Origin of the sequence: Citrobacter sp. Cpo126 (assembly GCF_030332445.1) — a bacterium.
GTDB lineage: Bacteria > Pseudomonadota > Gammaproteobacteria > Enterobacterales > Enterobacteriaceae > Citrobacter > Citrobacter portucalensis.
On the sequence record NZ_JAOWHT010000036.1, the window covers coordinates 145,003 to 170,350 of the forward strand.

A 25,348-nucleotide genomic window follows, 5' to 3' on the forward strand; every position below is an offset into this window, starting at 1 on the left:
GTTCAAACGATTCCTCTGTAGTTCAGTCGGTAGAACGGCGGACTGTTAATCCGTATGTCACTGGTTCGAGTCCAGTCAGAGGAGCCATATTTAAGAAGCCTGCTTAGGAAACTAAGCAGGCTTTTTGCTTTTCTGCGATCCCATTAGCCAGGTAGAGCGCTTCACTCCACACCAGTTTTTTCCATAGTGCCGACAGGAGAATGTCCGTCTGCTTATGCAAAATGTCTCTATGATCCAATTCGTTAACGTCATGGTTAAGTATCTTATCGTGCAACGACATCAGAATGAGACCCATACTTGCCCATGCCGATACTGCTGAAAGCAGCGCTAACCGCTTTATTAGTAATTCCATTGAGTACAATAGCCGGTGAGAAAGTCACGCTACGTTGCCCGGACAGAGGCTGGGCGGAGGTGACATTTCATCTGTTCCAGCACGTTAGCGTGCTGTGGGAAAACAATAGTTTTTATGTTTCCGATGCCCGGCGTAGTCAGAGTAATAAATTCTATACGTTTACCAATCGAGATGTTCTTTCGGTGAAGAATGGATTTCAGTTTATTTATGCGGATTCGGGACGGGCGGTGTCTTGTTCGATATTGTCGCGGGTGCCGACGCAGGATCTGAGGCTGGAGACCTTGAGGTAACGCAGCTTTCTACCCGCCATTCGGTGACGTCAGAGAAGCCCGTTTACTCACGGGCTTTTGTAGTTAAATCTGATAATCAATCACCACCTCATCTGGCTCCATCGCCTGACGCTTAATTTCATCGACGGATAACCCTGCATTGCATAGCTCGATGAATCGCCAGACGTAGTTGCGCTGCAGCTGTCCGCGTTTAAGCCCCAGCCAAACGGTATTTGCATCAAACAAATGCCGGGTATCCAGACGAGTTAAGGTCCCCTCTTCCTGCTCGCCGCTGGATTGCTCTGCCACCAGCCCAATCCCCAACCCCAGCGACACGTAAGTTTTAATCACATCCGAGTCCTGGGCGCTGAGAATAATATCCGGTATCAGCCCTTTGCGAGCAAATGCTTCATCGATGCGGGAACGCCCTGTAATCCCCTGACGATAGGTAATTAACGGCCAGTGAGCAATAGACTCCAGCGTGAGCGGAGAGGCTTTCACTAACGGATGGTCATGAGGAACAAGCAGGCTGTGGTGCCAACGAAACCAGGGAAAAGCCACCAACAATGGATCGCTGCTCAGCCGCTCACTGGCAATTCCGATATCTGCCCCGCCATTTTGTAGCAGGACATCAATCTCCTGTGGCGTACCCTGAATAAGTTCCAGACGCACCTCAGGGAACAGCTCACGAAAATCTTTTATCACCGCAGGCAAGCTATAGCGTGCCTGGGTATGCGTGGTGGCAATCGTCAGAACGCCGGACGTGTCATTGGTAAACAGATCCGCCAGTCGACGAACATTGCTGGCCTCATTCAGAATACGCTCGGCAATAACCAGCAAGGCTTTACCCGGTTCGGTCATGCCCAACAGGCGTTTACCGCGACGGATAAAAATCTCGATGCCAAGTTCATCTTCAAGTTCACGAATGTGTCGGCTGACGCCCGACTGCGAGGTGTACAGTATATTCGCGACCTCTGTCAGGTTGTAATCCTGACGGGCCGCCTCGCGGATTATTTTAAGTTGCTGGAAATTCACGTTTCGCTCCGGGCACATCAGACATTACGCTATTGTTAAAGTCTGATGCCCGGCATAACAAATAATAAAAACCTGCATCTTATTCCTTGCGGGAATAAGGTTTAGCTGACCAGTTGCAGCTCGCGATTTTCCAGCGCCGGACGGCTGACCAGCGACAACAGGATCTCCTTCACGGCCTGCGCCTGGGGCGATAAGCTCCCTCTGGCGGATACGTTCAACGATAATGGCAGATTCATCGACGGTGTTGTGATGCGCGCCATCCAGCCGTTAGCCGCATTGCATAATGAACGGGCGGCCGACTCAGGCAACACTGTGACACCCATACCACTGGCAATGGCGGCCGTTAGGGTGGAGATAGACTCAATTTCGCCAATCACTTTAGCCGTTAAGCGACGTAGCGAAAAAGCTTCATCCACGCGCAGGCGAACCGCGCTGTAATCCCGTGGCAAGAACAAATTCATCTGCGCCACTGCGGCTAAATCGACGCTTTGGCCAGGACACTCACGCGTGCCGACCAGGTAGAGATCCTCTTTAAGCAACGGTTGACTGCTGATGCCCGCCACAGGAGAACGCTCATAGAGCACTGCCATATCTAATTGCCCGCTGAGCAGCTTGTCATTCAGCACTGCCCCACTGTTTTCATGCAAATAGACCAGCACATCAGGCAGTTCGGCACGTAGCGTCTGCAATAACGGCATGGTAATGGATGACGCGACTGTCCCCGGCGCAAGACCGATAGAGACCTGTCCACTCAAGGTCTGGCCCACGTTATTAACCGCAAGTTGCGCCTGTTCGCACTGACGTAAAATCGTCCGGGCGTGGGTATATAGCACTTTTCCTGCTTCCGTCGGCGTGACGCCACGCTTGGTACGAATCAGCAATTGCTGATCCAGCTCACCTTCCAGCGTAGCGACCTGCTGGCTCAGCGCGGGTTGCGCAATGTGCAACACTTCCGCTGCCTGGGTCAGGCTACCAATATCGACGATTTTCACGAAATATTTCAGTCGTCTGAAGTTCATTTTGCCTCCTGTCGGAATACCAGAACCCGTGCTGGCAGTCATTAAATTCAGGATTGCAAGATGCTTGCCACTTTCGTCTAAAACGGTGTTTTACGGTTAAAGCCGCGTAAAGTCAGGAGTAAAAGCGAAGGAAGATCATTCTGCGCACCTAAGTATCTCATTCAGGCTGCCCTGGTAGAGGTAGACACGCACCAGAATGGGGCAAAAGCATAAAAAGACGGAAAGATCGCCGCTTTGCTGATTTTGTCAGCAAACGAACACACAAATGTATTTACCCCTTTGACAAGCCTCACCACCCTCGCTAATATGCGCCTCGTTCAAACGATTCCTCTGTAGTTCAGTCGGTAGAACGGCGGACTGTTAATCCGTATGTCACTGGTTCGAGTCCAGTCAGAGGAGCCATATTTAAGAAGCCTGCTTAGGAAACTAAGCAGGCTTTTTGCTTTTATGCCATTGCTCATTGCGCATATCAAAACCTCAACTTAGTCTGGCCAACACTTCATTCATAATAGCCTCAGGTATTTGTTCCAGACGCTTGCCGTTTCGGGCTTCCATATTAATAGACAGGAACAACAATGAGTTGAGATGTCCACTCTTCGCTCACAGTAGACTTTAAACTCACCCAGTACCTTCGCTCTGTGCCAGCAGAGGACTTTTCTATCACTGCTGATATATTAATCAATGTAGAGCAGGCCATATTTATAATATAAATTGACGGGTACGCTGAATTTTACAGGAACATCTCCAATGAATATTGCCGCCTCAATTGCCCTTTTGGGCGCTTGCCCATTTGTGAGTCTGGCGGCAGTACCGGAGACCTTTTCCGAAACTGTCCTGGATGCCGCAGGGCCAAAAGGCCCTTTGAAAGGCACGTTACTCACCCCGAATTCAAAACCAACAGCCGTTGTTCTTATCGTTCCTGGCTCCGGGCCAACCGATCGGGATGGAAACAACCCACTTGGTGTGAATGCATCGCCTTACCGACTTCTTGCTGAAGGCCTTGCTGCCAAAGGTTTTGCGACACTTCGTATCGACAAACGTGGAATGTTCGCTAGCGCAATGGCCGTAGAGGATGCCAATGCGGTGACGATTGCTGACTATGTTGACGACGTTCGATCCTGGGTAGACGTGCTTAGACGTCACATGCATACTCCCTGTGTTTGGATTTTAGGACACAGCGAAGGGGGCGTAGTCGCACTTGCCTCGGCTCAAGAAGAGAATGTGTGCGGTGTGGTTCTTATCGCAACGCCTGGGAGGCCGATGGGCGAGGTGTTGAGGGGGCAACTTAACGCTAATCCGGAAAATGAAATTCTATTAAAGCAGGCGCTGCCGATAATTGATGCTCTGGAGCATCGGCGGCGAGTCGATATTACGAATATTCACCCAGCACTGCAAAGTATCTTTAATCCCGCTGTTCAGGGGTTTTTGATCAATGCGTTTTCATATAATCCGGGTCATCTCATTTCGAGTATTTCCAAACCCGTGTTAGTGCTACAAGGGCAACGCGATCTCCAGGTGGAAGAAACGGATGCAAGACTGCTTAAGGCCGCGAATCCTCAAGCGTCCCTGGTTATACTGCCCAATATGAACCATGTTATGAAAGAGGTGACTTCGGACGATCGCAAAGCGAATATCGCGACATACGCTGAACCCGCGCTCCCCTTAGCTCCCGGTTTAATCGACTCGATTGAGCATTTCCTGATCCGCAACTCACCTTTTCCCGAAAAGTAACAGCTGCTCTGCTCTCGGTGTCCTCCCAAGACGGTTTACTTTTAAAGAGTTCAGCATGCTTTAAAGCATTCGTCTGCTCCATGCTCACAGCAGACATGGTCAGATGTCATTCCAACCGTCACATGCCAGAAGCAGACTCCCCTTCCCCATCCGATATCCACCTCATAACATTTTTATAAATAACAACGCATTAAGAAGTTCAACGTAATACAATTATATTTCTAATTGTAATGATAACCATTCTCATATTACTATAATCGCGTGATAATTAACTTTTGATACATTCCACATGTCTGACCACGCCACTACCACTGCTTCCTTTACGCTCGAGTCGCTTTATGGCGCACATCACGGCTGGTTGAAAAGCTGGCTGACGCGCAAACTCCAGTCCGCCTTTGATGCAGATGACATTGCCCAGGACACTTTTCTACGGGTAATGGGCAGCGACTCGCTCTCGACGATCCGCGATCCGCGCTCCTTTCTGTGCACTCTCGCCAAACGGGTGATGGTCGACCTGTTTCGCCGAAACGCGCTGGAAAAAGCCTATCTGGAGATGTTGGCGCTTATGCCGGAGGCGCTCGCGCCTTCCCCCGAGGAACGCGAGAGCCAGCTCGAAACCCTGCAACTCATCGACAGCATGCTTGACGGGCTGAACGGAAAAACACGAGAGGCGTTTCTGCTTTCGCAACTGGATGGTCTGACATACAGCGAGATCGCGCTGAAGCTCGGTATCTCCGTCAGTTCGGTGAAAAAGTATATGGCAAAGGCTATCGAACATTGTCTGCTGTTTCGTCTGGAGCACGGTCTGTGAACGCTTCTATCACCGATTCTCGCCGCCAGGCATTGCGCTCGGCATCGCACTGGTATGCTGTATTGAGCGGCGAGCGTGTCAGCCCACAGCAAGAAGCGCGCTGGCAACAATGGTACGAAGAGGACAAAGATCATCAGTGGGCCTGGCAACAGGTTGAAAACCTGCGCAGCCAGCTCAGCCGCGTACCGGGCGATGTCGCCAGCCGGGCGCTGCACGATACGCGCCTTACCCGTCGTCATGTCATGAAAGGGCTACTGCTGCTGCTCGGCGTAGGCGGCGGCTGGCAGCTCTGGCAGTCTGAAGCCGGTGAAGGTCTGCGCGCGGATTACCGCACCGCTAAAGGCGCGGTCAGCCATCAGCGGCTGGAAGATGGCTCGCTGCTGACGCTCAACACACAAAGCGCCGCGGACGTTCGTTTTGATACGCGTCAACGCGCTGTCCATCTCTGGTACGGCGAAATTGCTATTACTACCGCAAAAGACGCGCAGCAGAGACCTTTCCGCGTTGTGACCCGCCAGGGCCAGCTCACCGCATTAGGCACAGAATTTACCGTCTACCAGCAGGACAACGTCACACGCGTTGTCGTTCAACAACACGCTGTTGAAGTCTTACTGGCAAATCGTCCGCAGGAAAAACGCATCGTCAGCGCTGGCGAGAGCCTGCAGTTTAGCGCGTCTGAATTTGGTGCAGTAGCCTCAGCGGATGATGAAAGCGCCACCTGGACGCAGGGCATTCTGAGCTTCAGCGATAAACCTTTGGGTGAAGTGATTGCCACGCTGAGCCGTTATCGCAACGGCGTGCTGCGCTGCGATCCGGCTGTAGCCGGGTTACGCCTGAGTGGCACTTTCCCGCTGAAAAATACTGATGCAATCCTGGATGTTATTGCCAAGACTCTTCCAGTGAAAATTCAGTCAGTTACGCGATACTGGGTAAATATTTCTGCATTGTAAGAAAAATAATTCTCATTTCGATTGTCCTTTTTCCCCTCCTCATCCGACTCATAGATGAACACAACAAAAATGATGATGGAGAAGGTATGACGCCTTTATGCGTTTTTCGCAAAACAACACCTTTGGTTAACGCCGTTCGCCTGAGCCTGCTGCCGCTGGCCGGGCTGTCGTTATCCGCCTTCGCAGCGCAGGTTGATATTGCACCGGGTTCGCTCGACAAAGCCCTTAATCAGTATGCCGCGCTCAGCGGAATTACCCTGTCGGTTGACGCCAGCCTGACGCGCGGCAAACAGAGTAACGGTCTTCACGGTGACTACGACGTCGAAACTGGCCTGCAACACCTGCTGAACGGTAGTGGCCTGCAGGTGAAATCGCTGGGTAATAATAGCTGGACGCTGGAGCCCGCACCAACACCGCAAGAAGATGCCCTGACCGTGGTGGGCGACTGGCTGGGGGATGCGCGCGAAAACGACGTATTCGAGCATGCCGGCGCACGTGACGTCATCCGCCGTGAGGATTTTGCCAAAACCGGCGCAACATCCATGCGCGAGGTACTGAACCGCATTCCTGGCGTTACCGCCCCAGAAAACAACGGCACCGGTAGCCACGATCTGGCAATGAACTTTGGTATTCGCGGCCTGAACCCGCGCCTGGCCAGCCGTTCAACGGTGCTGATGGACGGTATTCCCGTGCCGTTTGCCCCTTACGGCCAGCCGCAGCTTTCACTGGCGCCCGTCTCACTCGGAAATATGGACGCCATCGACGTGGTTCGCGGCGGTGGCGCGGTGCGTTACGGGCCACAGAGCGTGGGCGGGGTGGTGAACTTTGTTACCCGCGCTATTCCGCAAGACTTCGGCATGGAAGCCGGCGTGGAAGGCCAGCTCAGCCCAACATCTTCACAAAATAACCCAAAAGAAACGCACAACCTGATGGTGGGTGGCACGGCGGATAACGGTTTTGGTACCGCCCTGCTCTACTCCGGTACACGTGGAAGCGACTGGCGCGAACACAGCGCGACCCGCATCGACGACCTGATGCTGAAAAGCAAATATGCGCCAAACGAAGTGCATACCTTCAACAGTCTGTTGCAATACTACGACGGTGAAGCTGACATGCCCGGCGGCCTGTCTCGCGCGGATTACGATGCCGACCGCTGGCAATCCACGCGCCCTTACGATCGCTTCTGGGGGCGCCGCAAGCTGGCAAGCCTCGGCTATCAGTTCCAGCCGGACAGCCAACATAAATTCAATATTCAGGGCTTCTACACTGAAACCCTGCGCAGCGGCTACCTGGAACAGGGAAAACGCTTCACCCTTTCACCGCGTAACTACTGGGTACGCGGCATTGAACCACGCTACAGTCAGAGCTTTATGGTGGGTCCTTCCGCGCACGAAGTGGGCGTGGGATACCGTTATGTGAGCGAGTCGACGCATGAAATGCGTTACTACACGGCCACCAGCAGCGGACAACTGCCGTCCAGCGCCAGCCCTTACGATCGCGACACTCGTTCGGGCACCGAAGCGCACGCCTGGTATCTGGATGACAAAATCGACATTGGCAACTGGACTATCACACCGGGTATGCGCTTTGAACATATCGAGTCATACCAGAACAACGCCATCAAAGGCACACATGAGGAAGTAAGCTACAACGCCCCACTTCCGGCGCTAAACGTACTTTATCACCTGACTGATAGCTGGAATCTTTATGCAAACACTGAAGGCTCATTCGGCACCGTACAGTACAGCCAAATTGGCAAGGCTGTGCAAAGCGGCAATGTGGAACCGGAAAAAGCGCGAACCTGGGAGCTCGGAACCCGGTACGACGATGGCGCGCTGACGGCGGAAATGGGGCTATTCCTGATTAACTTTAATAATCAGTACGACTCCAACCAAACCAACGACACCGTTACCGCACGCGGTAAAACGCGCCATACCGGACTGGAAACTCAGACTCGCTATGATCTCGGCACATTGACGCCAACGCTCGACAACGTTTCAGTCTACGCAAGCTATGCGTATGTGAACGCTGAGATCCGCGAGAAAGGCGATACCTACGGCAATCAGGTGCCCTTCTCACCAAAACACAAAGGCACGTTGGGCGTGGACTATAAGCCGGGTAGCTGGACCTTCAACCTGAACAGCGATTTCCAGTCCAGCCAGTTTGCGGACAACACCAACACCGTTAAAGAGAGCGCTGACGGCAGTACCGGTCGCATCCCTGGCTTTATGCTCTGGGGCGCACGCATGGCCTATGACTTTGGTCCGCAGATGGCAGACCTGAACCTGGCGTTTGGCGTGAAAAATATCTTCGACCAAGAGTATTTCACCCGCTCTTACGACGACAACAACAAAGGCATCTACGCAGGCCAGCCGCGCACGCTGTATATGCAGGGTTCGTTGAAGTTCTAAACCCCGTTTACCCGGCCTGCATGCTGTTTTGTAGGTCGGGCAAACGAAACGCCACCCGACACAGGCAATTTACATGTTCACACCATTACGCACGCTATTCGCCGCTCTGCTGCTCACCGGCCATGCTTTTGCCGCCACGGTTCATGACGAACATGGCACCTTTACGCTTGATAAAACGCCACAACGGATAGTGGTGCTGGAACTGTCGTTCGCGGACGCACTGGCTGCTGTCGATGTCAGTCCGGTCGGCATTGCCGACGATAACGATGCCATGCGCATTCTTCCAGAGGTTCGTGCCCATCTGAAACCCTGGCAGTCTGTCGGCACGCGTGCGCAGCCGAGTTTAGAAGCCATCAGCGCGCTGAAACCGGATCTGATCATTGCCGACAGCAGCCGCCATGCGGGTATTTACAGCGCCTTACAGCAAATCGCACCTGTGCTGCTGCTCAAGTCTCGCAATGAAACTTACGCTGAAAATCTGCAATCTGCGGCCATCATCGGTGAAATTGTGGGTAAAAAAGCACAGATGCAGTCACGCCTGGCGCAACACCAACAACAGATGTCAGCGTGGGCCAGCCAACTGCCAAAAGACACAATGGTGGTGTTTGGTACGTCCAGGGAGCAGCAGTTCAACCTGCATACTCAGGAGACCTGGACCGGGGGCGTCCTGACCTCTTTGGGGCTGACGGTGCCTGCAGCTATGGCGGGTTCGTCTATGCCGTCCATCGGTCTGGAACAGCTGCTGGCGCTCAATCCGGCATGGCTGCTGGTCGCGCACTATCGTGAAGAGAGCATCGTGAAACGCTGGCAACAAGACCCGCTGTGGCAGATGTTAACTGCGGCGCAAAAACAGCAGACGGCGTCGGTCGACAGTAACGCCTGGGCGCGGATGCGCGGCATTTTCGCAGCCGAACGCATTGCCAGCGACACGGTAAAAATCTTTCACCACCAGCCTTTATCCGATGTGAAATGACAATTTTCAAACATCCAGCGCTACAGTGGGGGCTTCCCCTTGTCGCGCTTATCGCTATCTTCTGGCTGAGTCTATTTTGCTACTCGGCCATTCCTGTTTCCGGCGTTGACGCCATTGACGCCCTGCTACCAGGCCATACGCCGACGCTTCCACAAGCGCTGGTGCAAAACCTTCGTTTGCCGAGAAGCCTGGTCGCTATTTTGATCGGCGCAAGCCTGGCTCTGGCGGGAACGCTGCTGCAGACCCTGACGCATAATGCAATGGCCTCCCCTTCACTACTCGGTATTAACAGTGGCGCAGCGCTGACGATGGCGCTTACCAGCGCTATCAGCCCTGCGCCCGTTACGGGTTACTCCATCGCCTTTATCGCCGCCTGCGGCGGTGGCGTAAGCTGGCTGATGGTGATGACCGCAGGTGGTGGATTTCGCCACACCCAGGACAGAAACAAACTGATCCTCGCGGGCATCGCGTTCTCGGCTTTCTGCATGGCCCTTAGCCGCATCACTCTGCTGCTGACGGAAGATCACGCCTACGGCATTTTTTACTGGCTTGCGGGAGGCGTATCCCACGCACGTTGGCAGGAGTTCTGGCAGCTTTTCCCAATGGTAGTGGTTGCTGTACCGGTGGTATTGCTGCTGGCTAATCAACTGAACCTGCTTAACGTCAGTGACAGCACCGCCCGCACGCTGGGGGTGAATCTGCCTAAGCTCCGTTTGATCATCAATGTTCTGGTGCTGCTTCTGGTCGGTACCTGCGTCAGCGTGGCAGGTCCGGTGGCGTTTATCGGTCTGCTGATGCCGCATCTGGCTCGCTTCTGGGTAGGATTCGATCAGCGCAAGGTCCTGCCGATGAGCATGCTTATGGGCGCCACGCTGCTGCTGCTGGCTGATGTTCTGGCCCGAGCGCTGGCCTTCCCTGGCGAATTGCCCGCGGGGGCAGTAGTGGCGCTGATTGGTGCACCCTGTTTTGTCTGGCTGGTCAGGAGGCGTGGATGAAAATTGCGTTCGTCATTTTCATCGCCCTCGCGCTGGCAGGACTTTCGGTTTTGTCACTACAAATGGGGGTGATCGCCGTTCCCTGGCGTGCTCTGCTGAGCGACTGGCAGACCGGGCGCGAATATCATTTCGTATTAACGTCGTACCGCCTGCCGCGACTGCTGCTGGCGATGCTTGTTGGTGCAGCCCTCGCAGTGGCAGGCGTGCTGGTGCAAGGGATCGTGCGTAACCCTCTGGCATCACCGGATATCCTCGGCGTAAACCATGCTGCTAATCTTGCCTCTGTGGGCGCGCTGCTTCTCTTACCGTCACTACCGGTGATTACTCTGCCGCTACTGGCCTTTGCCGGTGGCATGGCGGGCCTGATCCTGCTGAGAATACTGGCGAACACCAGCCAGCCGATGAAGCTGGCGCTCATGGGTGTTGCGCTCTCTGCCTGCTGGGCCAGCCTGACGGATTATCTGATGCTTTCGCGTCCGCAGGATGTGAACAACGCCCTGCTGTGGCTGACCGGCAGCTTATGGGGCCGTGACTGGAGCTTTGTGAAAATAGCCGCCCCACTGCTGATTTTGTTTCTGCCGCTGAGTCTGCGTTTTTGCCGCGATCTCGACCTCCTGGCATTGGGCGATGCGCGCGCCACCACGCTCGGTGTGTCGGTGCCGCGTATTCGGCTCCAGGCTTTACTACTGGCCGTCGCCATGACATCGACCGGCGTGGCCGTCTGCGGCCCAATTAGCTTTATTGGTCTTGTGGTACCGCATATGGTGCGCAGCATTACCGGTGGACGTCACCGCTGGCTGCTGCCCGTTTCAGCCATGACAGGTGCGTTACTGCTGGTGGTTGCCGACCTGCTGGCGCGAATTATTCATCCTCCTCTGGAACTTCCGGCTGGCGTGCTGACCGCCATTATCGGTGCACCATGGTTTGTCTGGCTGCTTGTGAGAATGCGATAAATGACATTACGAACTGAAAATCTGACGGTCTGTTACGGTACAAACAAGGTGCTTGATGGCGTTTCACTCACCCTACCAGCGGGGAAGACAACCGCCCTGCTCGGCCCTAACGGCTGCGGGAAGTCAACGTTGTTAAACTGTTTTTCACGACTGTTAACGCCGCAGTCCGGCGGCGTATTTCTCGGCGATAGTGCCATCAATACGCTCTCATCACGCCAGCTAGCCCGCACGCTGGCGCTGCTGCCCCAGCACCATTTAACTCCCGAGGGGATCACCGTCCAGGAGCTTGTTTCGTACGGTCGCAACCCGTGGTTGTCACTCTGGGGGCGTCTCTCCGTTGAAGACAATACGCGGGTCCATGATGCTATGAGCCAGACCCGGATCCAACATCTTGCTGACCGACGGTTAACCGATCTTTCTGGCGGTCAGCGACAGCGCGCATTTCTGGCGATGGTCCTGGCGCAGGATACGCCCGTTGTACTACTCGATGAGCCAACCACCTATCTCGATATCAATCATCAGGTGGAACTGATGCGGCTGATGGGCGAACTCCGGGCTCAGGGGAAAACGGTGGTCGCCGTGCTGCACGACCTTAATCAGGCCAGCCGGTACTGCGACCATCTGGTGGTCATGGCGAACGGACATGTTATGGCGCAAGGCACACCAGAAGAGGTGATGAACCCTGGATTGCTGAGAACCGTATTCAGCGTGGATACGGAGATACACCCCGAACCAGTATCTGGCAGGCCGATGTGTGTAGTGAGGTAGATGATACAGTCTGTAATGGTACCATGGCTTCAACAGGTCGCCTGTCATATCACTCACGCTGCGATGACTTTACTCTGCCCTGTGAGTTCAATCGGTCGATGCAACACTATCCTTAATCGAAGGGGGACGTTGGACGTTCACTAGAATACGGCAGATTCCGGTGTGATGATTAACCATTACGCGTGGTTGCCGTTGTATCAACGTACTATCCTGGAAAGGATAAAATCCACACATCCCTCTACAGAAACGCATAGCAATTCATAAGAAAATCTGTCTGCGCGTCATCGCTGATTTATTTATGAAAATTATTTGACTGATCGTTCCATAATCAATACTATGCCGCCTCAACTCATTTCAAGTCCCACATCCCTATGAGTGCTGAAAAACCAACCTTTCCAGGTCGTCCACGAAAGTTCGAAGATCAGGATGTCATTGATGCTGCCGTCGCTGTTTTCAGCGCCAATGGTTATGCAGGCACCTCTGCGCAAGATTTATGCAATGGTACGGGATTAGGGCGGGGAAGCCTATACAATGCCTTTGGAAGCAAGCAAGCCCTGTACGAGCAAGCTTTGTTGCGCAGCCACGAACAAACTATGTCAGCACAGTTAACAATACTCACACAGCCAGGTCTGGTAAAAGAGCGATTGCATACCCTTCTGCTCTGGGGTATTGCCGAAGATCTTTCTCAGCCAGAGCAGCATGATGCGATGGTCTTATTTTCAGCCCTGGAGATGGGCAGTAAAGATGAAGCCGTTGCGAGCCTGAATAATGAATATCGTCAGCATTTAGAAAAAACGCTGGTGTCGGTATTCATCGAAGGCCAACGAAGCGGCGAACTGAACAATAAAGCATCAGCCGTCGAAATGGCGAGAGGCTTTATGGCAGGCTATTACGGTTTACGTGTACTGAATAAAAACATTTCAGATAGAAAAATCCTCGAAGATGTCGTCGCTGGTCTGTTAATCAATTTATAAATTTAAGCGGAAAAATTCATTATTTACTTGCACTCATTTTTGTAACGATCATTCCAATACAAGGAAAAATAAAAAAACATGCCATTAGTCGTTTATATTTTAGGGTTAGCCATTTTTTCATTAGGTACAGCAGAGTTAATGGTGGCGGGTATGATGACCACGCTATCTGAAGCATTTGGTGTTACAGTCGGCGAAGTCGGGCATTTGATTTCATATTATGCATTCGGTGTAATGCTAGGTGGCCCGGTATTAACCTACACCTTTCTTAAGTTTAAAGCGCCCTATCGCTCAACATTATTATGGCTGTTAGGGTTATATGTTATCGTACAAGGATTAAGCGTCTTTGCCTCTGATTACAATGTGTTAGTTGCCATTCGCATCGTGACAGGTATTTTATGTGCAGGGTGTTTAAGTCTTTCACTCGCGACAAGTATGGCTCTTGTATCTGTAGAAAATCGCCCTCGTGCCGCATCAATAGTGATAGCAGGTTTTATGGTATCCAATGTCTTTGGTGTACCTATCGCGACAATCATTGACCAGCACTGGGGCTGGAAAATGAGTTTTGGGCTGGTTGCGGTCCTGGTTTTCATATGCCTGCTAGCATTAGTACGTTTATTGCCACATATGAGCGGCGGCGGTGCTATCAAGATGGCTGAAGAGATTAAGGCATTTAAAAATAAAGCCTATTGGAAAGCCTGTGCAACCAGCTGTTTGATTTTGGGAGCAAGTTTTGCGGCATTCAGTTATTTTGTTCCCGTGCTGACTGATGTCAGTGAATTTACAATGCAGACGGTTCCCTTCATTCTGATGCTTTATGGACTAGCCAATATCATCGGGAATATGGTAACTGGACGTCTTGCATATCGCCATAGTTTAACTGTTATGGTTGTCGGCTTAACAATATTGAGTATTTCTTTGCTCGGCATGGCGCTATTTGTTCAATATCAGGTCATTGCTATTCTGGCTGTTATACTTATCGGTTTATCTGGCGTGCCAATGAATCCGGCAATGATGGCAAGAATTGTCAGCGTGGCACATCCAGGGCCAATGGTCAATGCTGTTCATACTTCCGTGATCAATATTGGATTAGGTGGCGGTTCTTATTTAGGTGGAATGGCAATTTCATCTGGATTCGGTTTACGTTCAGCTCTATGGATTGGAATGGTATTAGCGGTTCTGGCTTTATTATCCGTATTACCTTATATCCGTCGTAGTAAACAAGGCTGGAGTTAATAGTTTCTGAAGATAAAAATGCCCCACTTATAAAAATTACGGGGCGTCGATTTAGCCGTTAAATTTTATTCAAAACTGACTGGCTGCATGTCGCTCAAAGTTGACCCTCAGCTCCACGACAGGTGCGGAGTAAACCCATCCGTGTAAGTGCACAATTTTCATGTGTCAATAAAGCAGTGTGTTCCCATCAACATTCAGTCAGCTTTATACGCCTGCCACTCGCGCCAGACATTCTCAGGATCAATATCGCGGTAGCCGCGCTCTCTGATTATGCCCTCGGCTGCTTCGGCCGGCAGGCGGATGGCTGTAGCGCCATCGCGGATGGACTCAACCTCATCGCGGGTCAATTCCCGTCCCATGTCCTGTTCTTTATCAATCAGGACGGCGATCAACGCAGGGATAAAAACAATCTTCATACTGATAAGCCTCTGAAATATTCGCATACCACTGTATCACTGACAGTTTTGATATAGTTCAGTAATCGTTAATTTATTACCAGGACAGGAATCATTCATGACATTACAAATCCGTGAAGCCACACCTGCCGACGCGATGTTGCTTAATGCGCTGGGCTACCGCATCTACCGCGCACACTTTGAACAAAAGGCAACAATTTTTGAACACCCTGCTTTCGAGCGGTTTTTTTGCTTTTCTGTTTTCTCATTCATCTTATTTTTCATGTTGCCATCAGATGAGGGAGATAATCGTTTTCACTTCCCGTCTGTCGCGGTAATCTCATAACGGTCGTTAATATTGCGACTGCAATGTGTGTAACCCAACTCAAATACTAATAACTAAAAAACAGTACAGACAGGATAACTATGGATTCCTCCCTCACCTCCACGGGTCCCCAACAGGACGCCTCTTCACTTAACCGCGCCCGACGCGCTGCGCTTGGTAGCTTCGCGGGTGCCGTGGTCGACTGGTATGATTTTCTGCTTTACGGCATCACTGCCGCACTGGTCTTTAACCGCGAGTTCTTCCCGCAGGTCAGCCCGGCAATGGGGACACTTGCCGCATTTGCTACCTTTGGCGTCGGATTTTTGTTCCGTCCGTTAGGCGGGGTGATCTTCGGCCACTTCGGCGATCGCCTGGGGCGTAAACGTATGCTGATGCTCACCGTCTGGATGATGGGGATCGCCACTGCACTGATAGGGATTATTCCTTCCTTTGACACCATTGGCTGGTGGGCTCCCGTTCTGCTGGTGACGCTGCGTGCTATTCAGGGATTCGCCGTTGGCGGTGAATGGGGCGGGGCGGCGTTGCTCTCGGTCGAAAGCGCGCCGAAAAATAAAAAAGCCTTCTACAGCAGCGGTGTTCAGGTCGGTTATGGCGTCGGGTTACTGCTTTCTACCGGTCTGGTCTCGCTGATTAGCTCGCAAACCACCGATGAGCAGTTCCTGAGTTGGGGCTGGCGTATTCCATTCCTGTTCAGCATCGTGCTGGTATTGGGCGCGTTGTGGATGCGTAACCGAATGGATGAATCGGCCGAATTCGAACAGCAGCAACAGGCGCCGCAACCAGAGAAAAAGAGACTACCGGTAGTCGAGGCGTTAATCCGTCATCCAGGTGCCTTTTTGAAAATTATCGCTCTGCGCCTGTGTGAACTGCTGACGATGTATATCGTCACTGCGTTTGCCCTAAATTACTCCACGCAGAATCTGGGCTTACCCCGTGAACTGTTTCTGAATATCGGCTTGTTGGTGGGTGGGCTGAGCTGTCTGACCATCCCCTGCTTCGCCTGGCTCGCCGACCGTTTTGGTCGCCGGCGCGTTTACATTACCGGCGCACTGGTCGGGACGCTCAGCGCATTCCCGTTCTTTATGGCGTTAGAAGCGCAATCCATTTTCTGGATCGTGTTCTTCGCGATTATGTTGGCCAACATTGCACACGATATGGTGGTCTGCGTGCAGCAACCTATGTTTACCGGTTTGTTTGGCGCAAGCTACCGCTACAGCGGCGCGGGCGTTGGTTATCAGGTAGCAAGCGTGGTTGGCGGCGGTTTTACCCCCTTCATTGCTGCTGCGCTGGTAACATTCTCCGGCGGAGACTGGCACAGTGTGGCCATTTATCTGATGGCGGGTTGTCTTATTTCCGCCACTACAGCATTGCTGATGCGGGATAAGCAGCACGGTTAAGCCAGGGTGCGGAGGCCGTCCGGTCTTCGCACAATCTTCCTCAACGTCTGACTTTTGTTTCACATTCCTGTGACATACTATCGGGAGAGCAGTACATCTGTGGAACAAGGAGACAGACATGAACAATAAGGGCTCCAGCCTGACCCCAGCTCAGGCACTGGATAAACTGGACGCGCTGTACGAGCAGTCGGTTAAAGCACTGCGTAGCGCCATTGGTAAGTATATTGAAACAGGGACGCTCCCTGACGTAATCGCCCGCCATAACGGTCTTTTTGTTTACCCATCACTGTGTGTCACCTGGGATGGCAGCGCCACCAACCCCCCGAAAACCCGCGCCTATGGTCGTTTTACCCATGCGGGCTGCTACACCACTACGATTACCCGTCCGTCGCTTTTTCGTCCGTATCTTGAAGAACAACTCACGCTGCTGTATCAGGATTATGATGCGCATATCTCAGTTGAGCCGTCGCAGCATGAAATTCCCTATCCGTATGTCATTGACGGTTCTGAACTGACGCTCGACCGCTCGATGAGCGCCGGCCTAACGCGCCATTTCCCCACAACCGAGTTGTCACAGATTGGCGATGAAACAGCCGACGGTACCTATCATCCGGCGGAATTCTCCCCGTTGTCGCACTTCGACGCCCGACGAGTAGATTTTTCGCTGGCTCGACTACGCCACTACACGGGAACACCGGTTGAACATTTTCAGCCTTTTGTGCTGTTCACCAACTACACCCGCTATGTCGATGAGTTTGTGCGTTGGGGTTGCAGCCAGATCCTCGACCCGGACAGCCCGTATATCGCGCTTTCTTGTGCGGGTGGGATCTGGATCACCGCTGAAACTGAAGCGCCTGAAGAAGCCATCTCCGATCTCGCCTGGAAGAAACACCAGATGCCCGCCTGGCATTTAATCACCGCCGACGGTCAGGGGATCACGCTGGTTAATATCGGCGTTGGCCCGTCTAACGCCAAAACCATTTGCGATCATTTGGCCGTACTGCGTCCTGATGTCTGGCTGATGATTGGTCACTGTGGCGGGCTGCGTGAAAGCCAGGCGATTGGCGACTATGTTCTGGCCCACGCTTATCTGCGTGACGACCACGTGCTGGATGCCGTACTGCCGCCAGATATTCCAATTCCGAGCATCGCGGAAGTGCAGCGCGCACTGTATGACGCCACCAAAGAAGTCAGCGGTATGCCCGGCGAAGAGGTTAAACAGCGCCTGCGTACCGGTACCGTCGTCACCACTGACGATCGCAACTGGGAGCTACGCTATTCCGCTTCTGCGCTACGCTTTAACCTCAGCCGCGCGGTGGCTATCGATATGGAAAGCGCCACCATCGCCGCCCAGGGATATCGTTTCCGCGTTCCGTACGGCACGCTGCTGTGCGTTTCCGACAAGCCGCTGCACGGTGAGATCAAACTGCCTGGTCAGGCCAACCGTTTTTATGAAGGTGCCATTTCTGAGCATCTGCAAATAGGTATCCGGGCTATCGATCGTCTGCGTGCTGAAGGCGACCGACTGCACTCCCGTAAATTACGTACGTTCAACGAACCGCCGTTCCGTTAAGGCCTGAAGGTAACTATGCACAACTCAACTCCTCTTTCCGCCCTGCGTAACCTGCTGATAGCGCAGGGGCTGGATGGCATGATTGTCCCGCGCGCCGACGCTCATCAAAGCGAAGATTGTACGCCGCATGACAATAAGCTGGCCTGGCTGACCGGTTTTAGCGGCTCTGCGGGACTCGCGCTGGTCCTGCAAGACCGCGCATTAATGTTTGTCGATGGACGTTATCAGGTCCAGGTGCACAATGAAGTCTCGCTGGATGATTTTGAAATTCATCATTTACACGATGAACCGCTGGCCGACTATTTGCAGTCTCATGTTGCAGCAGGTAAACGTATCGGCTTTGAACCGATGCTGATGGTCAATAGCCAGTTTGAAGCGCTTTCAGCAACGCATTGCGAGTTGGTGCCTCTTGCACAGGATCCTTTCGACCAGGTGTGGCTCGACCGCCCGGCGGCACCCTGTAGCATCATTCGTGAAATGCCCATTGAAATCAGCGGGGAAAGCAGCACGCAAAAGCGTGCCCGCGTCGTGGAACAACTCGCTCAACACCAGGCTGACGTGCTGGCAATTACCCTGCCGGATAACATTGCCTGGTTATTGAATGTGCGCGGTTCGGATCTGGCCATGGTACCAGTGCCGTTTTCGTTTGCCCTGCTCCATCGCAGCGGTGAGCTGGAATGGTTTGTGGATAGCAATAAAACGCAACAGCTCCCCGCATCACTGCTGGATACGCTTACACTGGCCCCGCAAGAGAATTTTCTGACTCGCTGCCAGCAATTAGCTAATGGGAAGCGTTTCCTGGTCGATAAAGACTACGCCCCGGTCGCATTGCGTTTTGCCATTGAAGAACACGGTGGCAACGTTCTTTGGGCGCCCGATCTCATCACTCTGATGAAATCCCACAAAAATGACGTTGAACTGGCAGGCTATCGTGAATGCCATGAACAAGATGGCGCAGCCTGGGTAAACTTCCTTGCCTGGCTGGCCCATGAAGTTCCTTTGCGCGAAGCGGCAGGCAATCCGGTCACCGAGCTGGAAGCGCAGGCCAAGCAACTGGAATTTCGCCAGCAGCAGCCGGGATTTATCGAGCAAAGTTTCAGTACGATTTCGGCCTCTGCCAGCAATGCCGCAATGTGCCATTACCACTCCAGTGAAAAAACCAATACGCCAATTACCTCACAGGCCATGTATCTGAATGATTCCGGTGGCCAGTATCACAATGGTACGACGGATACGACGCGTACCCTCGCATTTGGCCCACAAGATCCGCAACGTCGCCTGCATTACACTGCCGTGTTGAAAGGCTTTTTGTCGCTTATTTCGCTGCAGTTTCCCAGCGGGACTCAGGGCCATCAACTGGATGCTTTTAGCCGCCGGGCGTTGTGGGAGCTGGGTCTGGATTTTGATCATGGTACGGGACACGGCGTGGGTCACCAGTTGCTTATTCATGAGCAACCCCATCGCATCGCCAAAAAAGTAAACCCGTGGCCACTGGTCGCAGGCAACATCATCACCATCGAGCCGGGTTATTATCTGGCCGGACAATATGGGATCCGTATTGAGAATCAGGTGGAGATTATCAACAGTCGTCCTGGTTTCTGTCGTTTCTCAACGCTGACGCTGGTACCGATTGATTTGAATCTGGTCGAACTGCATCTGCTGAGTGATGCTGAGAAACAGTGGATTGATGATTACCACCAGCAGGTCAGAGAGACGCTATCCCCGCGCGTGAACGCAGAGGCACGTCCCTGGCTGTTCGCTGCCACCGCACCGATTCGCGTTCAGGCTAATTAATGCAATAAAAAAGGCAGCCCGCAGGCTGCCTTAGTTCTCCCCAACTTCTTACTGCTTAGCTGTTACGGATGTACTCATCCATTTCAGTTTTCAGGTTATCGGACTTAGTCCCGAAGATAGCCTGAACACCGGAACCAGCTACCACAACGCCTGCCGCACCCAGTTTCTTCAGGCCAGCCTGATCCACTTTAGCAACGTCAGCCACGCTGACACGCAGACGAGTGATGCACGCATCGAGGTTAGTGATGTTTTCTTTACCGCCGAATGCAGCAACCAGAGCCGGAGCCATTTCACCGGTCGCACCTGCTTTGCTGTCTTCGGTAGCATCTTCACGACCTGGCGTTTTCAGGTCCAGCGCTTTGATCAGCACACGGAAGATGGTGTAGTAAACAATCGCATAACCGATACCGACAATCGGGAACAGCCACAGTTTGCTGCTGTTACCGGACAGAACGATAAAGTCGATCAGACCGTGGGAGAACGACGTACCGTCGCGCATACCCAGCAGGATACAGATCGGGAATGCCAGACCAGCCAGAATCGCGTGGATGATGTACAGGATCGGCGCCACGAACATGAAGGAGAACTCGATCGGCTCGGTAATACCGGTCAGGAACGAGGTCAGCGCCGCGGAGATCATGATACCGCCCACTTTCGCGCGGTTTTCTGGTTTAGCAGAGTGCCAGATAGCGATAGCAGCAGCCGGCAGACCGTACATTTTGAACAGGAAGCCACCGGACAGTTTGCCCGCAGTCGGGTCACCCGCCATATAGCGAGGAATATCACCGTGGAACACCTGACCCGCAGCGTTGGTGTATTCACCGATCTGCATCTGGAATGGAACGTTCCAGATATGGTGCAGACCAAACGGTACCAGGCAGCGTTCAATGAAGCCATAGATACCGAACGCTACGACCGGGTTCTGGTATGCAGCCCACTGAGAGAACGTCTGAATAGCAGTACCAATCGGCGGCCAAATGAAGGACAGAACCACACCTGTGAAGATGGCAGCCAGACCAGAAATGATAGGAACGAAACGCTTACCCGCAAAGAAGCCAAGATACTCAGGCAATTTGATACGGTAGAAACGGTTGAACATATACGCTGCAATCGCACCGGAGATAATCCCCCCGAGAACACCCGTATCAGCAAGGTGTTTAGCGGCGATCTCTTCAGCAGGTAAATGCAGAACCAGCGGCGCAACAACAGCCATGGTCTTAACCATGATGCCGTAAGCAACAACGGATGCCAGTGCAGATACACCGTCATTATTAGTGAAGCCTAACGCAACACCGATAGCAAAAATCAGCGGCATGTTCGCAAAAACAGAACCGCCTGCTTCTGCCATTACGTGCGATACAACGGCTGGCAGCCAGCTGAAGTTAGCGGAACCGACGCCCAGCAGGATACCTGCAATCGGGAGTACGGATACCGGCAGCATCAGCGATTTACCGACCTTTTGCAGGTTAGCAAATGCATTCTTAAACATAATTAGGAGTGCTCCTGAGTATTTGTGCTTATACACTTCATCCTTCAAACCGCCTCAGGGCGGGCTGCGCTCGCTCATCCCAGTCACTTACTCTAGTAAGCTCCTGCAATTCACTCACTTGCCGCCTTGATGCAGCTTGATTGACTTTGTGTATTCTACGTTCTCACGCATTGGCGAGGGGGGAGAACCTCGCCGTGTACAGGGCATCTAAGTACCCTTTATTTATTACACAGAGTAAAATAATTCAGTTTGTTTTTGTTTGACGGCTATCACAGTTCAGTCGTGAATGGCCGCAAAATCCGCACATTCCGATAAAATGAGTTTCTGAATGTGTCAAACTGATTATTCACCGCCCATTTTGTGGCGGTGAACTTTACTCGCATTAGTGATTAATTACGAGCTTTAAAAAAAGTCAGTTAACGAACAGATTGCAGGCGAGAAGCGTCGATGTGAAACAGGCGGGCAAAGTTATCAGTGGTTGCCTGCGCCAGTTCTCCAACGGCAACACCTTTCACTACGGCCAAGTACTCTGCAACGTCACGAGTCATGGCGGGCTGGTTCTCTTTTCCACGATGCGGTACAGGCGCAAGGTAGGGAGAATCCGTCTCGACCAATAACCGGTCCAGAGGAACATAGCGGGCGGCATCACGGAGCTGCTCAGCATTTCGGAACGTGACTATGCCGGAAAACGAGATATAGAATCCAAGGTCCAGTAATTTGCCCGCCGTTTCTCTGTCCTCTGTAAAACAGTGTAGTACGCCGCCACAATCCGTCACTTTTTCTTCGCGCAGAATAGACAGCGTATCGGCTCGCGCATCGCGGGTATGCACGATAACCGGCTTCTGTAACTCACGGCCGATCTGAATATGGTGGATAAAAGATTCCTGCTGGCGCACCTTTGTTTCCGGCGTGTAAAAATAGTCCAGCCCGGTTTCTCCCATCGCCACAACCCCCTCTTCGGCGGCAAAACGACGCAGGTCCTCAACATCATAGGTTTCATCCTGATTTAACGGATGCACGCCGCAGGAGAAAACCACATTATCACGCTCACCGACCAGTTCGCGCATACTGCGATATCCTGGCAGAGTGGTCGCAACGGCAAGACAGAATTTCACATCACGTGCGGCCGCTTTCGCCAGCACGTCATCCACGTCCTTATGCAGAGATTGATAATCCAGGCCATCAAGATGGCAGTGTGAGTCGACTAAAAACATAATGTCTCTCTCAAAGATGGGGAACAGGCAGTACGGTGCCTGGTTGCAGGTAATGCTCAATACGAAGAATAAGATCGGTTAACACCAGCTCACGGTTTACGCCTGTTACGTTCAGCAGTTGCTGACGACAATGACAAACGTCACCGAGTATCGCCTGTATCTGGGCAACGGATAACCGTTCTGCGATAGAAGATATCAGGTCCAGCGCATCAGGATTCGTTAAATGGGAAACCCCATACGGACGTTTCAACGCATCCGTCAACAACGTTGCCAGCCAGTGTAAACGGGCGGCAGCCTGATCGTGGTTTAACGCCGCGAGCAAGATATACCAGTCGCCTGCATTTAATGTGTTCCCCAGTGCCGCACAAAAATCTGTGCGGTGCGCCCAGCTTTCAGCCTGTAACAACGTAAGTGCCGCGCCAGGCGAACCAGCACTCAGGCGTAACGCGCTAAGCAGCGCTTCTGACGACGCAGTCACCTCACGAGCGAGCCAGGAGATCGCATACGACTCCGGAGGTGGCGCAAGATGATGTAACCGGCAACGACTGCGTAATGTCGCCAGCAAGCGAGCTGGCTCTGTGCTGGCGAGGAAAAACCAGGTTTGTGCCGGGGGTTCTTCCAGCGTTTTCAGCAAGGCGTTGGCGGCGGCATCGGTTAACTGGGCGGCATCCGGGATCCACACCACTTTCGCACCGCCGAGACGCGAATGCTCGTACAGCTTTTCACTGACTTCGCGTACCGCATCAACCCCCAGCGTGCTTTTGCCTTTTTCCGGCAGCAGCGAATAGTAGTCAGGGTGCGTCCCCGCCTGCATTAGCTGACAGCCGCGGCACTGTCCACAGCTTTTATGCCCTTCCGGCTGCTGGCACATTAAATAGCGGCTGAGGGCGTAAATCAGCGCGTCGTCGCCCATTCCGGGTAACGCCTGAATCAGTAACGCATGGTGACCACGACCCGTCTGGTAGCTAGCTACCAGTTTTTCAAAATCTGGTCGTAACCATGGGTACCATTTCATGCGCCCTGCTCCTTCACCCATTGGGTGATGGTATGACGGATATCAGCCATCACAGCCTCCAACGGCTGCGTAGCGTCTATAGTACGAATGCTGGCGTCTTTGGCAGCCAGCTCAAGATAGCGCGCGCGAGTACGATTAAAGAAGTCGAAAGATTCCTGCTCAATACGATCCAGCTCGCCGCGGGCACGGGCACGCTTCAACCCGACTTCTGGTGTCACATCCAGATAAATCGTCAGGTCCGGGCGAAAATCACCAAGCACCGCATCACGCAGGGTTGCCAGCATGTTTTGATCGATACCGCGTCCGCCGCCCTGATACGCCTGGGTCGACAGATCGTGACGATCGCCAATTACCCACGCGCCTTTCGCCAGTGCAGGTTTAATAACGGTTTCGACCAACTGTACACGCGCCGCGTAAAACATCAGAACTTCGGCTTTATCGGTAATGACCTCGTCACCGACCGATTTAATATCCAGCACCAGACTTCTTAGTTTCTCAGCCAGCTGCGTTCCACCAGGTTCACGGGTGAAAACCATGTCACGAATACCGAGTTGCTCAAGTGTCTCCACCACCACGTTACGCGCGGTGGTTTTTCCGGCGCCTTCCAGGCCTTCAATGACGATATAGTTACTGCCCATTTTTTTCCTTAAGCACTTTCAGGTAATCCTGCACGGACCGGTTATGGCTGGCAAGATTGGTGTTAAACGTGTGGCCGCCTTTACCGTCAGCCACAAAATAGAGATACGGCGTTTTTGCCGGATGCGCCGCGGCCTGCAATGAAGCCTCTCCCGGCATGGCAATCGGGCCAGGCGGCAGTCCCGTAATGGTATAGGTGTTATAGGCGGTCGGGGTGTCTAAATCCACACGCGACAATTTGCCATTATACCGTGTACCCATCCCGTAAATCACGGTCGGATCGGTTTGTAAACGCATACCGATACGTAAGCGGTTAATAAAGACCGAAGCCACCTGGTCGCGCTCGCTGGCAACCGCAGTTTCTTTTTCAATAATAGAAGCCATGGTTACCAGCTGATTTTTGTCCTGATAAGGCAGGCCATCAGCGCGCCCCTCCCAGACAGTATCCACCGCTTTAACCATTTTCTGATGCGCGCGTTTTAGCAACGCTACGTCAGTAGTATTGGCGGTATACATCCAGGTATCTGGCCAGAACCAGCCTTCTACCCATTGCGGGTTTTCCAGCTTAAGTTCCTCGGCCACGGTCTCATAGCTATCGTCGCTTAACGTATGTTTGATATACGGCGCATCACGCAGCTGTTTGAGGTAATCGCTCAGGCGCATCCCTTCAACCAGACGTAACGGGAACTGCGCCTCTTTGCCGCTTTCCAGCAGTTGCAGCATGTCCCGCACCGTCATGTCAGGCGTGAAGCGATATGTTCCGGCCTTAAAATGCGACAACTCGGGCTCCACACGCAGCAGCCACTGGAACACGCGCGGACGATTGATAACTTTGTCTGCATACAGCTGTTCGCCGAGAGCCAGACGGCCCGTCCCCGCTTTCAGCGTAAAAATCGTTTCTTCTTTAATCAATAATTTGCTGTCCGCCAGATGGCGAACTTTCCACATTCCCACTCCAGCGGCAATGCCCAGCACAACCAGCAATAACAGGACAACAAGTAACAGTTTTTTCATG

At 52.8% G+C, this 25,348-nt stretch carries 22 protein-coding genes, 2 tRNA genes and 1 pseudogene; 16 read left to right on the plus strand and 9 right to left on the minus strand.

Annotated features, from left to right (window positions below; translation table 11 throughout):
- The first annotated feature begins 11 nt into the window (after positions 1 to 11).
- Positions 12 to 87: transfer RNA gene (locus OGY17_RS15095), tRNA-Asn, on the plus strand.
- Between the two features lie 618 nt (positions 88 to 705).
- On the opposite strand, the gene cbl is transcribed toward OGY17_RS15095, so the two are convergent.
- Entirely contained in the window at positions 706 to 1,656 is a 951-nt protein-coding gene (gene cbl / locus OGY17_RS15100) for an HTH-type transcriptional regulator Cbl (protein ID WP_286607715.1), read from the minus strand.
- Between the two features lie 101 nt (positions 1,657 to 1,757).
- Positions 1,758 to 2,675, minus strand: a complete 918-nt coding sequence (gene nac, locus OGY17_RS15105; protein WP_008784390.1) for a nitrogen assimilation transcriptional regulator NAC — start codon at positions 2,673 to 2,675, stop codon at positions 1,758 to 1,760.
- Between the two features lie 326 nt (positions 2,676 to 3,001).
- On the opposite strand from nac, the gene OGY17_RS15110 reads away from it, so the two are divergent.
- Positions 3,002 to 3,077, plus strand: a tRNA-Asn gene (locus OGY17_RS15110).
- A 75-nt stretch (positions 3,078 to 3,152) separates the two neighbouring features.
- Here the strand turns inward: OGY17_RS15110 and OGY17_RS15115 are convergent.
- Positions 3,153 to 3,239: pseudogene (locus OGY17_RS15115) on the minus strand (type II toxin-antitoxin system PemK/MazF family toxin); the annotation flags it as partial.
- A 183-nt stretch (positions 3,240 to 3,422) separates the two neighbouring features.
- Between OGY17_RS15115 and OGY17_RS15120 the strand changes: the two are divergent.
- The 10 genes from OGY17_RS15120 to OGY17_RS15165 all read left to right on the plus strand — a co-directional run bounded on the left by OGY17_RS15120 (position 3,423) and on the right by OGY17_RS15165 (position 14,474).
- The gene (locus tag OGY17_RS15120; protein ID WP_286607717.1) at positions 3,423 to 4,406 is read left to right on the plus strand and encodes an alpha/beta hydrolase; all 984 of its coding nucleotides are present in this window, start codon (positions 3,423 to 3,425) and stop codon (positions 4,404 to 4,406) included.
- Between the two features lie 289 nt (positions 4,407 to 4,695).
- The gene (gene fecI, locus OGY17_RS15125) at positions 4,696 to 5,217 is read left to right on the plus strand and encodes a ferric citrate uptake sigma factor FecI (protein WP_008784388.1); all 522 of its coding nucleotides are present in this window, start codon (positions 4,696 to 4,698) and stop codon (positions 5,215 to 5,217) included.
- Positions 5,214 to 6,167 carry a ferric citrate uptake sigma factor regulator FecR gene (gene fecR / locus OGY17_RS15130; protein WP_008784387.1) on the plus strand — a complete coding sequence of 318 codons (954 nt, stop codon included), beginning with the start codon at positions 5,214 to 5,216 and terminating at the stop codon, positions 6,165 to 6,167. Before fecI ends, fecR begins: the two co-directional genes overlap by 4 nt.
- Before the next feature lie 86 nt (positions 6,168 to 6,253).
- Complete coding sequence (fecA, locus tag OGY17_RS15135) at positions 6,254 to 8,578, plus strand: TonB-dependent Fe(3+) dicitrate receptor FecA (protein WP_286607720.1); 2,325 nt, start codon at positions 6,254 to 6,256, stop codon at positions 8,576 to 8,578.
- A gap of 73 nt (positions 8,579 to 8,651) precedes the next feature.
- Positions 8,652 to 9,551 carry a Fe(3+) dicitrate ABC transporter substrate-binding protein FecB gene (locus OGY17_RS15140; protein ID WP_153753333.1) on the plus strand — a complete coding sequence of 300 codons (900 nt, stop codon included), beginning with the start codon at positions 8,652 to 8,654 and terminating at the stop codon, positions 9,549 to 9,551.
- Entirely contained in the window at positions 9,548 to 10,546 is a 999-nt protein-coding gene (gene fecC, locus OGY17_RS15145; RefSeq protein WP_286607723.1) for an iron-dicitrate ABC transporter permease FecC, read from the plus strand. The genes OGY17_RS15140 and fecC overlap by 4 nt, the downstream gene beginning before the upstream one ends.
- Positions 10,543 to 11,499 (plus strand): Fe(3+) dicitrate ABC transporter permease subunit FecD, encoded by a 957-nt coding sequence (gene fecD / locus OGY17_RS15150; protein ID WP_286607724.1) that lies wholly within the window; start codon positions 10,543 to 10,545, stop codon positions 11,497 to 11,499. The genes fecC and fecD overlap by 4 nt, the downstream gene beginning before the upstream one ends.
- Positions 11,500 to 12,267: a Fe(3+) dicitrate ABC transporter ATP-binding protein FecE gene (gene fecE, locus OGY17_RS15155; RefSeq protein ID WP_286607726.1), complete on the plus strand. Its 768-nt coding sequence runs from the start codon at positions 11,500 to 11,502 to the stop codon at positions 12,265 to 12,267.
- 371 nt (positions 12,268 to 12,638) lie between these two features.
- Positions 12,639 to 13,241, plus strand: a complete 603-nt coding sequence (locus tag OGY17_RS15160) for a TetR/AcrR family transcriptional regulator (protein WP_100272629.1) — start codon at positions 12,639 to 12,641, stop codon at positions 13,239 to 13,241.
- A gap of 78 nt (positions 13,242 to 13,319) precedes the next feature.
- Positions 13,320 to 14,474: an MFS transporter gene (locus tag OGY17_RS15165; RefSeq protein ID WP_048235640.1), complete on the plus strand. Its 1,155-nt coding sequence runs from the start codon at positions 13,320 to 13,322 to the stop codon at positions 14,472 to 14,474.
- Positions 14,475 to 14,668: 194 nt separating this feature from the next.
- Here the strand turns inward: OGY17_RS15165 and OGY17_RS15170 are convergent, their stop codons facing one another.
- Positions 14,669 to 14,890, minus strand: coding sequence for a hypothetical protein (locus OGY17_RS15170; RefSeq protein ID WP_128611808.1), 222 nt, complete (start codon positions 14,888 to 14,890; stop codon positions 14,669 to 14,671).
- A 97-nt stretch (positions 14,891 to 14,987) separates the two neighbouring features.
- On the opposite strand from OGY17_RS15170, the gene OGY17_RS15175 reads away from it, so the two are divergent.
- The 4 genes from OGY17_RS15175 (at position 14,988) to OGY17_RS15190 (ending at position 19,979) form a co-directional block, all read left to right on the plus strand.
- Positions 14,988 to 15,215, plus strand: a complete 228-nt coding sequence (locus OGY17_RS15175; RefSeq protein ID WP_240949844.1) for a hypothetical protein — start codon at positions 14,988 to 14,990, stop codon at positions 15,213 to 15,215.
- Positions 15,216 to 15,295: 80 nt separating this feature from the next.
- Entirely contained in the window at positions 15,296 to 16,612 is a 1,317-nt protein-coding gene (gene shiA, locus OGY17_RS15180) for a shikimate transporter (protein ID WP_003832199.1), read from the plus strand.
- 118 nt (positions 16,613 to 16,730) lie between these two features.
- Positions 16,731 to 18,185, plus strand: a complete 1,455-nt coding sequence (locus tag OGY17_RS15185) for an AMP nucleosidase (protein WP_032942969.1) — start codon at positions 16,731 to 16,733, stop codon at positions 18,183 to 18,185.
- Positions 18,186 to 18,200: 15 nt separating this feature from the next.
- Entirely contained in the window at positions 18,201 to 19,979 is a 1,779-nt protein-coding gene (locus OGY17_RS15190) for an aminopeptidase P family protein (RefSeq protein WP_286607731.1), read from the plus strand.
- A gap of 55 nt (positions 19,980 to 20,034) precedes the next feature.
- Here OGY17_RS15190 and ptsG read toward each other — a convergent pair whose 3' ends face one another.
- The 5 genes from ptsG to yceG all read right to left on the minus strand — a co-directional run bounded on the left by ptsG (position 20,035) and on the right by yceG (position 25,347).
- A complete protein-coding gene (ptsG, locus tag OGY17_RS15195; RefSeq protein ID WP_003836725.1) occupies positions 20,035 to 21,468 on the minus strand; it encodes a PTS glucose transporter subunit IIBC in 1,434 nt (477 codons plus the stop codon).
- 416 nt (positions 21,469 to 21,884) lie between these two features.
- A complete protein-coding gene (locus OGY17_RS15200; RefSeq protein ID WP_286607733.1) occupies positions 21,885 to 22,682 on the minus strand; it encodes a metal-dependent hydrolase in 798 nt (265 codons plus the stop codon).
- 10 nt (positions 22,683 to 22,692) lie between these two features.
- On the minus strand, positions 22,693 to 23,697 hold the full coding sequence (holB, locus tag OGY17_RS15205) for a DNA polymerase III subunit delta' (protein ID WP_286607735.1): 1,005 nt from the start codon (positions 23,695 to 23,697) through the stop codon (positions 22,693 to 22,695).
- On the minus strand, positions 23,694 to 24,335 hold the full coding sequence (tmk, locus tag OGY17_RS15210) for a dTMP kinase (protein WP_048214457.1): 642 nt from the start codon (positions 24,333 to 24,335) through the stop codon (positions 23,694 to 23,696). The genes holB and tmk overlap by 4 nt, the downstream gene beginning before the upstream one ends.
- A complete protein-coding gene (gene yceG / locus OGY17_RS15215; RefSeq protein ID WP_125363414.1) occupies positions 24,325 to 25,347 on the minus strand; it encodes a cell division protein YceG in 1,023 nt (340 codons plus the stop codon). The genes tmk and yceG overlap by 11 nt, the downstream gene beginning before the upstream one ends.
- Position 25,348: the final 1 nt, after the last annotated feature.